9 protein-coding genes are annotated in these 11,566 nt (G+C 31.6%); 7 read left to right on the forward strand and 2 right to left on the reverse strand.

What is annotated here, in order from left to right; all coding sequences use genetic code 11:
* Positions 1–209: 209 nt before the first annotated feature.
* Positions 210–2,003 (reverse strand): carbon starvation CstA family protein, encoded by a 1,794-nt coding sequence (locus tag CLMAG_RS01940; protein ID WP_066617183.1) that lies wholly within the window; start codon positions 2,001–2,003, stop codon positions 210–212.
* 345 nt (positions 2,004–2,348) lie between these two features.
* Here CLMAG_RS01940 and CLMAG_RS01945 point away from each other — a divergent pair, with 345 nt between their 5' ends.
* From CLMAG_RS01945 to CLMAG_RS01960, 4 genes are all read left to right on the forward strand, one after another.
* Positions 2,349–3,992: a LytS/YhcK type 5TM receptor domain-containing protein gene (locus tag CLMAG_RS01945; RefSeq protein WP_066617184.1), complete on the forward strand. Its 1,644-nt coding sequence runs from the start codon at positions 2,349–2,351 to the stop codon at positions 3,990–3,992.
* Positions 3,985–4,755 carry a LytR/AlgR family response regulator transcription factor gene (locus CLMAG_RS01950; protein WP_066617186.1) on the forward strand — a complete coding sequence of 257 codons (771 nt, stop codon included), beginning with the start codon at positions 3,985–3,987 and terminating at the stop codon, positions 4,753–4,755. The genes CLMAG_RS01945 and CLMAG_RS01950 overlap by 8 nt, the downstream gene beginning before the upstream one ends.
* 83 nt (positions 4,756–4,838) lie before the next feature.
* A complete protein-coding gene (locus tag CLMAG_RS01955) occupies positions 4,839–5,243 on the forward strand; it encodes a bacteriohemerythrin (protein ID WP_066617191.1) in 405 nt (134 codons plus the stop codon).
* A gap of 93 nt (positions 5,244–5,336) precedes the next feature.
* A complete protein-coding gene (locus CLMAG_RS01960; protein ID WP_066617193.1) occupies positions 5,337–5,900 on the forward strand; it encodes a response regulator in 564 nt (187 codons plus the stop codon).
* A 97-nt stretch (positions 5,901–5,997) separates the two neighbouring features.
* On the opposite strand, the gene abc-f is transcribed toward CLMAG_RS01960, so the two are convergent.
* Positions 5,998–7,911 (reverse strand): ribosomal protection-like ABC-F family protein, encoded by a 1,914-nt coding sequence (abc-f, locus tag CLMAG_RS01965; RefSeq protein ID WP_066617195.1) that lies wholly within the window; start codon positions 7,909–7,911, stop codon positions 5,998–6,000.
* 255 nt (positions 7,912–8,166) lie between these two features.
* On the opposite strand from abc-f, the gene CLMAG_RS01970 reads away from it, so the two are divergent.
* The 3 genes from CLMAG_RS01970 to gltA all read left to right on the forward strand — a co-directional run bounded on the left by CLMAG_RS01970 (position 8,167) and on the right by gltA (position 11,528).
* On the forward strand, positions 8,167–8,796 hold the full coding sequence (locus CLMAG_RS01970; protein ID WP_066617196.1) for a redox-sensing transcriptional repressor Rex: 630 nt from the start codon (positions 8,167–8,169) through the stop codon (positions 8,794–8,796).
* Positions 8,797–9,249: 453 nt separating this feature from the next.
* Positions 9,250–10,131: a sulfide/dihydroorotate dehydrogenase-like FAD/NAD-binding protein gene (locus CLMAG_RS01975; RefSeq protein ID WP_066617197.1), complete on the forward strand. Its 882-nt coding sequence runs from the start codon at positions 9,250–9,252 to the stop codon at positions 10,129–10,131.
* Positions 10,131–11,528 (forward strand): NADPH-dependent glutamate synthase, encoded by a 1,398-nt coding sequence (gene gltA / locus CLMAG_RS01980; RefSeq protein WP_066617199.1) that lies wholly within the window; start codon positions 10,131–10,133, stop codon positions 11,526–11,528. Before CLMAG_RS01975 ends, gltA begins: the two co-directional genes overlap by 1 nt.
* Positions 11,529–11,566 lie beyond the last annotated feature (38 nt).

Raw genomic sequence — 11,566 nt, forward strand, 5'->3', positions numbered from 1 at the left:
ATTAATAGTATTATGTTTAGCGTGAATAGGATATATTTAAACTGCGAATGGTCAAAAAACGGGGGTGAATGGTAGAAAAGCAAGGGTGAATGGTAGAAAATGAAAGGTCAACATACTTGCCTAATACAATTAAAATTGGAAAAAATTACACTAAAAATAAAGAGTAAGTATAAAGTTAATATACCTACTCTTCATTAAAATTTTATTTTTTAAATAGCATGGGTACTATTTTCAGCATTACTTGAAGATTGCTTTTTCCATTCCTTAATCCACACTTTAACGCTTTCAGCAAGAATTATAACCATCATTACAATTAATACAGTAGAAAGACCTGCTAATAAGTTTTGGTGTTTTGGTAAATAGTTTGAGAATATATTAGTTATAATAGCAGTTAAGGTTATTATCGCTGTTATAGTCATAGGAATTATAGTTATAGGAGCATATTTTTGCTTGCCCATTTTGATTATAACTGTTGTACCTACTGCAAAAGCTATAGTTGCAAGGGTTTGATTTGCAGTACCAAACAGCGGCCATATTGTAGATATATTTCCTGTGTATAACAGATATCCCCAAGTGAAGGACATAAGTGCACTGAAGAATATTATGTTAGCCCAAGAATCTTTTTTAGCCAGTGGTTTATATGCTTGACCAAACAGATCTTGTAGTAGATATCTTCCTATTCTTGTACCAGCATCTATAGTAGTTAAAATAAATAGTGCTTCAAACATTATACAGAAGTGATACCAGTATGCCATTAAGTGTTCGAAGCCTGGTATTTTATAAAATACGTAAGACATACCTACTGCGAGAGATACAGAACCACCAGGTCTTCCTGCAAGTTCTTCACCAACCATCTTTGAAAGCATTGGAAGCTCATTTGGAGTCATTCCCAGTTTAGCAAATACAGCTGGAGCTGAGTTTATAGCAAAATAATCTGCTGTTGGAAGACAAGTTGCAGCAATTAATGCCATTAAAGCTATAAAGGATTCTATAACCATTGAGCCATAACCTATTGGAAGTATATCTTTTTCGTTTGCAATAAGCTTTGGAGTTGTACCAGAACTTATAAGAGCATGGAACCCAGATAAAGCACCACAAGCTATTGTTATAAATAGGAATGGGAATACTTTACCAGGAATAATTGGACCACCACCATGTACAAACTGAGTAATAGCTGGCATTTGAATAACAGGTCTAACTATTAGTATACCAACTACAAGAGCTCCAATAACACCAAGTTTCATGTAGGTACTTAGGTAGTCTCTTGGAAGTAGTAGTAGCCATACAGGAAGTGCTGCAGCGCAGAAACCATATGCTGCAAGTATAAGTGACATTTGTTTAGCATTAAACGTAAAGTATGGGGCAAGTGCTGTATGTTGAATGTATGGTCCTGCAATAACACCAACCATAATAAGTGCCATACCAATAATTGTAGCTTCGCCTATTTTTCCTGGACGTATAAATTTTAAATAAACGCCTATAAGCATCGCAACAGGAATTGTAAATCCAACAGTGAAAGTACCCCAAGGGCTGTCATAAAGTGAGTTAACAACTGGTATTCCAAGGCCAGCCATAGTTATTATAAGTATGAAAATAACAGCCAGAGAAGTAATAAAACCCATTCTTTTACCTAAGTTAGCCTTAGCAACTTCAGCAATAGATTGTCCATCATGTCTAACAGAAGAAAAAAGTATTACCATGTCGTGGACAGCACCAGCAACTACACCACCGATCAAAATCCAAAGTGTTCCTGGAAGATAACCGAATTGAGCTGCTAGTACAGGCCCTATAAGTGGTCCAGCACCTGCAATTGCTGCAAAATGATGTCCGAGTAATACCCATTTGTTTGTAGGAACATAGTCACGACCATCTTCGTGAACCTTGGAAGGTACTGCTCTAGTTTCATCAAGAGCTAAAACTTTCGCTGCTATAAATGCGCCGTAGAATCTGTAACCTAAAGTTAATACAAGAGCAGCAATAATAACTAAAACAATAGAGTTCATATAAAGATCCCCTTCATATATGATTAATAAATTTAGCAAATGAAAACTGATATATTGATTATGCATTAAAAGAATGATTGCAAACGTTTCCTTTGCTATGCTTATATAATAATACTTTACTTTAAATTTACATATATAATTATCTTGAAGAGATAAAAATCGGCAATGAATAGCAGAATTTCAACCTTAATTGACATGGTAGTAATAAAGTTATTTAAATATTTTCATTTTACTATATAATATAGTATAGAGAGAATATTATAGTAATCTGAATTGATCAAATAAAACTTCAATTTATATGGAGCTGATCCAGCTGTGCTAATTACTGTTGAGAGGAGGGATAGTTTGCTTTATGTACAGTTATTAGAACGAATGGCCTTAATCGCTTTGGCTGCATATATATATAATCAATCTCATATTTTTAAAAATCTGATAAAAGATGAGCTAAAGATTACAGATAAGATTGGTATGATTGTGTTCTTTAGTGTTGTGGCTATTATAGGTACATATACTGGTGTAAACTTAGAACCGTATGCTATTGCCAATACAAGACCTATAGGCGCCATAGCTGCTGGATATGTAGGAGGACCTGTTGTAGGAATTGCTGTAGGTCTTATTTCAGGAACTCATAGATATTTTATTGGAGGTTTTACAGCATTTGCCTGCGGTATAGCTGCAATAGTAGAAGGGATAACAGGAGCTCTGGCTAGAAGATACTCTAAAGATGGAGCCTTTAGTGTGAGAAGTGGATTTATTGGAGCTGTAGTAGCAGAATGTCTTCAAATGCTTATTTTATTGATTTTCTCAAGACCATTAGATGATGCAGTAAATTTGGTAACAATCATAGGGTTACCGATGATTCTTATAAATTCTTTTGGAGTAGTTATTTTTATAAATATAATACAGAATGCTAGAAATGAATATAACATACTAAGTGCTATGCAGTCACAAAAGGCTCTTAATATTGCAAAAAGAACTATAGGGCATATGAGAAAAGGTTTAAATAAAGATACTGCAAAAAGTGTGGCTGAGATTATACATGAAATGTCCAATAATTCAGGAGTATTTATAGGAGGAAAAGATGGCTTTCTCACTTATTGTGGAGATGAAATAGATCAAGAAACTCTAAGTAAAAGTGTACAGGCTTATTATAAATCACCGAAATATGTAGTAATTAAATTTATAAGCAATAATAAAGAAATATTTTTTATATGTGCGCCTCTTTTTACATCTACAAATAGTTTTGAAGGGGTAATTGGGTTAAAGGTGAAGTCAGAAAAAAATATTAATTCTTACTTTTGGGAATTTGCAAAAGACTTAAGCGAATTTTTATCTACTCAAATAGAGTTGTACAGGTTGAATAATCTAGCACAAGAAGCATTCACTGCGGAATTTAGAGCCTTAAGAGCTCAAATAGAACCTCACTTTCTGTTCAATGCTTTAAATACTATATCATCCTTTTGTAGAACAAACCCTATTAGAGCAAGAGAACTTATCATCGATCTTTCAAATTATTTTAGACAAACATTAAAAAGACAAGAAGATTTTCTCTCTTTAAAGGATGAACTTGATTTTTTACAATCTTATTTATCCATTGAAGAAGCCAGATTTGGCGATAGACTTAAATTCATAGTTGATATACCACAGAATATGCTGAATATGAAAGTACCTGCTTTTATACTTCAACCAATAGTAGAAAATTCTATCAAACACGGCATACTTCCCAAGTTATCTGGAGGTAGTGTATTGCTTAAAGCATCTTGTTCTCAGGGAGGAATATTATTTAGCGTAGAGGATACAGGAGTAGGTATGAAAGAGGAGAGATTTAAGGAAGTTGTAAATAAGTGGCCGGGAATAGGGCTTAAAAATGTAAGTGAAAGACTAAAGTTATTATATGGAGATCAGTATAAATTAAACATAACAACTTCTTTTAACGAAGGTACTAGGGTAAGTTTTCTAATACCAAAGGGAGGACTAATAAATGAATAAATTAAGATGTATTATTGTAGAAGATGAAATACCAGCATCTGAAGAGCTTAGTTATATAATATCAAAGTATGACTCTATAAAAGTAGAAGGAATAGCTCATGATGGTGAAAGTGGCATGGAGCTTATTAAACACAAAAAGCCTGATGCTGTATTTATGGATATAAATATGCCACTTGAAAATGGTATAAAGCTTGCAAGTAAAGTTAAAGAATTAGATAGCTCTATAGAAATAATTTTTGTTACCGCATATGAGGAGTATGCAATAAAAGCATTTGAAGTTAATGCTTTGGACTATATTCTAAAGCCTTTTGATGAGAAAAGAATTAGTATAACCATAAGTAGATTAGAGGCTAAGTGGAAAAGCAAAAAAATGGATAACAAGGAACTGCCAAATATAATAAATGAAATAATAAATAAAATTGATAAAGAAGAAAAATTAGTTAAGAAACTACCTTGTGAGAGAAATGGAAAAATTATATTAGTAGATATCAAAGATATATATTTTTGCTATATAGAAGATGAAAAAACATATATTAAGACTAAGGATGATAGTTATTTAGTGGGGTATACCCTACATCAAATAGAGGGAAAAACTAATTTTTTTAGAGCCCATAGAAGTTATCTTGTGAATATGGATAATATAAAAGAGCTTTACTCCTGGTTTAATGGAACTTATAAACTAGTAATGAATGATTTGCAAAAGACAGAGGTGCCTATAAGTCGTAATAATGTAAGAAAGTTAAAAGAATTACTCGGAATTTAAATATATATGCATTGACATAGAATTTTAATAAAGATATTATATTTCATATCGACGGCTTTTCAATTAGGAGGATTAATAAGGTTATGTTAAATTTGTTCACTGATAGGTTACTAGTACAGGTTGAGAAGATTGACGAGCAGCATAAAATCATCTTCAGCATAATCGAAGAATTTTATAATGTCTCTATGAACGGAGGTAGTAAGGAAAATATAGTACAAGTCTTTAATAATTTAAAAAATCACCTTGAACAACATTTTGCAGATGAAGAAGGTTATATGATTAAATATAACTTCGAAAATTATGAAGAACATAAAGAAAAGCATAATATTTTTATGCGTAAGGTTTATACGTTAGAAAATGCATTTAAATGTGAACATATACCCCTTACTAAATTAGCAGAGGCAAATGAATTTTTTTCAGAAGGGCTTCTGACACATATAAGTGAGGTAGATGATAAATTAGGGGTGTTCTTAAGGGACAAGTTTTAAGCAAGTAAATTAAATATATATAAAATTGGTTGAAAAACAGTAACTTATGGGTTAAAATCAGATTAGATTAGATTGTTATATGGTGGTGAAACCATGAAAAAAATACTTTTAGTTAATGATTGTAAATTTGAAAGTCTTGTAATGAAAGATTATTTGAATGACATAGGATATAGTGTACAAGTAGCAAATGAATATGATGTGTTTGTACAAGTAAGAAAGTGTCAACCAGATATAGTTATAGCTAACCTAATCATGAGAGACACTACAGGAGATAAACTTATAGAATATATTAAGAGCACTAATCCTGGAATTATATGCTTACTCTCTTCATGTGACTTAATAAAACTAGAAGATTTTATTGAAAATAAGGTAGATGAAGTTATTCATACTCCAATTAATAAGCTAGGATTATTAGAGATTTTAAATAAAGCTTTATCTAAGACAGGAAATAGTAATGTAAAGGTAATTAAAGATAGTGTTGAAAGAGGGCTTAGTGATATAAGCTATAAACATACCGAGGTGAATCTCTTAAGTAACCCGAATGTAAGTGAAAAGAAAAGTAATTTTTCTTTTTGTCCATATTGTGGTCAGAAGCTTGCTGTATCAGACCAGAAATTTTTGTTTTGTCCATATTGTGGACAAAAGATGAAAAATTAAGTTATTAATAGGCCAGGAGCAAATATTGTAATATTTAAAGCTTAAGGAATACTTTAAGTATTATAATATCTGCCCCTAGTTCAAGGTTTACACTTTATTAAATAAGACGTTCCCATTCACCATAAAGGGCATCTAAATTATTTTGAGCCTCTAATAATTGTTTGTTTATGTTCTCGCTTTTTTTAGCGTCAGAGTAAATCTCTTCTAGACAAAGTTGGTTTTGTAGATCAACTATAAGCTTTTCTAAATTTGAAATTTCACCTTCAATATTTTTTACTTTTAGTTTTTCAGCTTTTTCAGCTTTTTCTAAATCCCTTTTTTTCTTCTTTTCATTTTGTATTTGGGTTTTAGTTTTTCCTATGATTTCTTCTTCCTCTTGAAATCTTAATGGATTTTTCTTTTTTTCTGAATAATAACTATAGTTTCCTAGGTATTCCTTAACGCCATTTTCAGCTAATTCATATATTTTGTTAATAACCTTATTTAGAAAGTATCTATCATGGGATATAACAAGCACTGTTCCATCATATCCTAAAATTGCATTTTCTAAAGCTTCACGTGACATTATATCTAAATGATTTGTAGGTTCATCTAGTAGTAGGAAATTAGATTTAGAAAGAATAAGCTTCAAAAGATTAATTCTACATTTCTCGCCTCCACTTAGTAATGAAATCTTTTTAAATACGTCATCTCCTGTAAATAAAAAGGACGCTAAAGCATTTCTAATTTCCGTAGTAGTTAATTCAGGGAAGTCATCCCATACTTCATCAATTATTGTTTTTTCAAAATTAAGGTTAGATTGTTCTTGATCATAATAACCTATAAAAACATTTTTTCCAAGAACTGAAATACCACTGTCAGGTTCTAGGTCATTCATTATTATTTTCAATAGAGTTGTTTTGCCTCTGCCATTTTCACCTATTAAGGCTATTTTCTCTTCTCTTTTAATATCAATATTTAAATTGTTGAATAGAACTTTTTCGCCAAAGGATTTACTTAGGTTTTCAACATGAAGTACATCATTTCCGCTTTTAATTTGTGTTTCAAAAGTAACCTTGCCTAATTTTTGTTCTTTATCAGGTGCCTTTATTCTATCAATCTTATCTAAAGCCTTTTGTCTGCTCTCAGCAGCCTTTACGCTTTTTTCTCTATTGAAAGATCGATATCTTTCAATTATATCTTCCTGTCTTTTGATTTCTGATTGCTGAAGATTATATGCCTTTAACTGAACTTCATAATTTTTCTCCTTTAAGTCTAAAAATTTACTATAGTTACCATTATACGTGTTAACATGACCATTTATAAGCTCAAGTGTAGTTGAAGTAATTGCATCTAAAAAATATCTATCATGAGATATAATTACAATGGACCCTTTATAGGATTTTAGATAGTCCTCAAGCCATTCTATGGCTTCTAAATCTAAGTGATTAGTAGGCTCATCTAATAGAAGAATATCTGGTTTTGTTAAAAGAAGCTTACAAAGAGCAACTCTGGTTTTCTGACCACCACTTAAAATATCAATTGGCTTAGAGTAATCTTCTTCAGTAAAACCAAGCCCCTTAAGAACTCTACTTATTTCAGCCTTGTAAGTATAACCACCTCTATTTGTATAAAGCTCAGTACAGGTAGTGTAATCTTTAATTATTTTATTGTGATAATCCTCATTATTAGGGTCATAAGGTTCATTCATTAATATTTCTAATTTAGCTAATTTATTTTCTAAGTCTACTAAATCTTGAAAAACAGTTATTAATTCTTCGTATATTGTATTTGCCGAATTTAAAGATAAATGTTGAGCTAAGTATCCTATAGATTTATTTTTATCTATATATAAATCTCCACTATCGTATTCCAGCTGGTGGGTAATAATCTTAAAAAGAGTAGATTTGCCAGCGCCATTAGGTCCTATTAGTCCTACTTTTTCACCATCATTTATATTAAAAGTTACATTCTCTAATATAACATCTATTCCATAGCTTTTTTCAATATCCTTACAACTTAAAATTATCATAGTATTCACCTTCCTTAATCATTAATATTTTACTATGTATATGGTGTTTTTTGTAGTATAATTTATTGTCAAAACAAAAAATTACAAAAATAATAAAAAAATTAAAATACATATAAAAGCATAAAAAATATGTTATTGACATATTATACACTTAAATAATACTATAAAAAGTAGGACAAAATTCAGTTAAAGTGATAAAATATAAACAAAGCTATAATATAAACATTATATTAATATATTAATAAGAGGTGCAGTATGGAAAAGAAAAAGAATATATCAATGGCCGTCATAAAGAGATTACCTAAATATCATAGATATTTAAAAGAATTAATGAAAAATGATGTAGATAGAATATCCTCAAAGGAATTAAGTGAGAAAATTGGGTTCACGGCATCACAGATAAGACAGGATTTGAATTGTTTTGGGGATTTTGGTCAGCAAGGGTATGGTTATAATGTAAATGAATTATATAATCAAATCAGCAATATACTAGGACTTACAAAACCATATAAGACAATAATAATAGGCGCAGGTAATATTGGGCAAGCCATTGCGAATTACACAGACTTTGAAAAAATTGGGTTCAACTTGGAGGCTATGTTTGATATTAATCCTAAACTCATAGGTATTAGAATAAGAGACATAGAAATAATGGATATAGATTATTTAGGTGACTATTTAAGAGAAAACCAAGTTGATATTGGGGTAATATGTACTCCAAATAATAACGGACAAAAAGTTTGTGACATTTTAGTAAGAAACGGTGTAAAGGGAATATGGAATTTTGCTCCAGTAGATCTTGTAGTACCAGAAGATGTAAAAGTTGAAAATGTTCATTTAAGTGACAGTTTACTAACACTAACTTGCTTATTAAATGATGACTAAATAGCAAAATCCTTCATTTGTTTGTAAATTTGTATGTTTATAAATTTTCACCTGTGTTAACTACTTAATGAAAAGTAAGGCATTATTTTTCAAATTTTGCCTTGAATTTCTACAATGATTAAATATCATTGTGAAAAATATATCATTTCAAACGAGAATTATGTTGTTTGGAATGATATATTTTTTTATTTTTATTTTTTATTTTCATTCACGTAAACTTTATATTCATTAATTTAAATTGTTTTAATTGCGTGAAATTTGCGGAAATATGTTAATTCCAGATTTTAAATGTTAATTTAGTATCGAATATTGCGATAGATATGATATAATATTAGCTATATTTAAAATTAATAGACAAATTACAAATTATAAACTAACAATTTTTTAAATAGTTTATATATATAAAATAAGTGTGAAAACTAATATGTTAGATGTTATTTGGAGGGGAAAAAATTGTATAAAATAGTTGAGAAAAAAGAGATAGCACCAAATATTTTTTTGATGGATATAGAGGCTCCAAGAGTTGCTAAATCAGCAAAACCAGGTCAGTTCATTATAATAAGAATAGATGAGAAGGGTGAAAGAGTCCCTCTTACTATTTGTGATTATGATTTGGAAAAAGGAACTGTAACTATAGTATTCGCAACTATAGGAAGTTCAACTAATAAATTGGCTACTTACAAAGCAGGAGACTCTGTTGCAGACTTTGTAGGACCTCTTGGACAACCTTCAGAGTTTATACATGAAGACTTAGAAGAACTAAAGAAGCAGAAAATAGTATTTGTTGCAGGGGGTGTTGGCGCAGCTCCAGTATATCCTCAAGTTAAATGGTTAAGACAAAATGGCGTAGATGTAGATGTTATTGTTGGAGGAAAGACAAAAGAATTCTTACTTCTTATTGATGAAATGAAGGAATTAGGAGCCAGTGTTTATCCTTGTACAGATGATGGATCAGCTGGCTTCAAGGGATTAGTAACAAATCAATTAAAAGAACTTATTGATAGTGGAAATAAGTATGATGTTGCAATAGCTATAGGCCCTATGATTATGATGAAATTTGTAGCTAAGCTTACAGCGGAATATAACCTAAAAACTATAGTAAGTCTAAATACATTGATGGTAGATGGAACCGGAATGTGTGGAGCTTGTAGAGTTACTGTAGGGGAGGAAACTAAATTTGCCTGTGTCGATGGTCCGGAATTTGATGGTCATTTAGTAAATTTCGATGAGGCAATGAGAAGACAAACTCTTTATAAGAGTGAAGAAGGTAGAAAACTTGTTGCTAAAGAAAAAGCGGAAGGTCATAAATGTAGTTGTATGGGGGGACAAAAGTAATGGAAACAACAGTAACAAATAGAATGAAACGAATAGCAATAAAAGAACAGGAACCAGAAGTAAGAGCAACTAATTTTGATGAAGTTTGCTTAGGATATACAGAAGAAGAGGCTATGGCAGAAGCTTCAAGATGTTTAAATTGCAAAAATCCTAAATGTGTAGGAGATTGTCCTGTAGCTATAAACATACCGGATTTTATAGGTAAAGTTAAAGAGGGAGACTTCGAAGAAGCAGCAAAAATTATAGCAAAATCCAGTGCATTGCCAGCAGTCTGTGGAAGAGTATGCCCACAGGAAAACCAATGTGAAGGTAAGTGCATATTAGGAATAAAAGGAGAAGCTGTAGCTATAGGTAAACTAGAAAGATTTGTAGCTGATTGGTCAAGAGAAAATGATATAGATCTATCAGAAAGAAAGCCAAGCAATGGCAAAAAAGTAGCAGTTATAGGAAGTGGTCCTGCAGGACTTACTTGTGCAGGAGATTTAGCTAAAGAGGGATATGATGTTACTATCTTTGAAGCACTACATGAAGCTGGAGGAGTTTTAGTTTATGGAATACCAGAATTCAGACTTCCAAAGGATACAGTAGTTAAGCATGAAGTAGAAAATGTTAAAAAGCTTGGAGTTAAGATAGAAACTAACGTAATCGTAGGAAGAACTGTTAAGATAGACGAGCTTATAGAAGAAGAAGGCTTTGATGCTGTATTTATAGGTTCTGGTGCTGGACTTCCTAAGTTTATGGGAATATCAGGAGAAAACCTAAATGGAGTGTTCTCAGCAAATGAATTCCTTACAAGAAATAATTTAATGAAAGCTTTTAAAGAAGATTTCGATACACCAATTAAAGCAGGAAAGAAGGTTGCTGTAGTAGGTGGAGGAAATGTTGCTATGGATGCGGCAAGAACTGCACTTAGACTTGGAGCAGAGGTTCACATAGTTTACAGAAGATCAGAAGCAGAGCTTCCTGCAAGAGTAGAAGAAGTACATCATGCAAAAGAAGAAGGTGTAATTCTTGATGTACTAACAAACCCAATAGAAATTATCGGAGACGAAAAGGGTTGGGTTACAGGAATGAAATGCGTAAGAATGGAACTAGGAGAACCGGATGCATCTGGCAGAAGAAAACCTGTTGTAGTAGAAGGTTCAGAATTTGTAATGGAAGTAGACACTGTGATAATGTCGCTTGGAACTTCACCAAACCCATTAATCGCATCAACTACTAAAGGATTAGAAATAAACAATCGTAAATGTATAGTGGCACAGGAAGAAACAGGTCTTACTTCAAGAGAAAGAGTATATGCTGGAGGAGATGCTGTAACAGGGGCTGCTACAGTTATACTAGCTATGGGGGCTGGAAAGAAAGCTGCTGCAGCTATTCATGAATTCTTAAGCAAATAGAGACATGCTGTTATAGTCTAAAACATAAAGAAAACCTA

Source organism: Clostridium magnum DSM 2767 (genome assembly GCF_001623875.1).
Taxonomy (GTDB): Bacteria; Bacillota; Clostridia; order Clostridiales; family Clostridiaceae; genus Clostridium_AM; species Clostridium_AM magnum.

Excerpts from the sequence above, each read along its gene's own strand:
- CLMAG_RS01940 (WP_066617183.1), bottom strand. The coding sequence starts at position 2,003 with ATGAACTCTATTGTTTTAGTTATTATTGCTGCTCTTGTATTAACTTTA.
- CLMAG_RS01950 (WP_066617186.1), top strand. The coding sequence starts at position 3,985 with ATGAATAAATTAAGATGTATTATTGTAGAAGATGAAATACCAGCATCT.
- CLMAG_RS01955 (WP_066617191.1), top strand. The coding sequence starts at position 4,839 with ATGTTAAATTTGTTCACTGATAGGTTACTAGTACAGGTTGAGAAGATT.
- CLMAG_RS01960 (WP_066617193.1), top strand. The coding sequence starts at position 5,337 with ATGAAAAAAATACTTTTAGTTAATGATTGTAAATTTGAAAGTCTTGTA.
- abc-f (WP_066617195.1), bottom strand. The coding sequence starts at position 7,911 with ATGATAATTTTAAGTTGTAAGGATATTGAAAAAAGCTATGGAATAGAT.
- CLMAG_RS01970 (WP_066617196.1), top strand. The coding sequence starts at position 8,167 with ATGGAAAAGAAAAAGAATATATCAATGGCCGTCATAAAGAGATTACCT.
- gltA (WP_066617199.1), top strand. The coding sequence starts at position 10,131 with ATGGAAACAACAGTAACAAATAGAATGAAACGAATAGCAATAAAAGAA.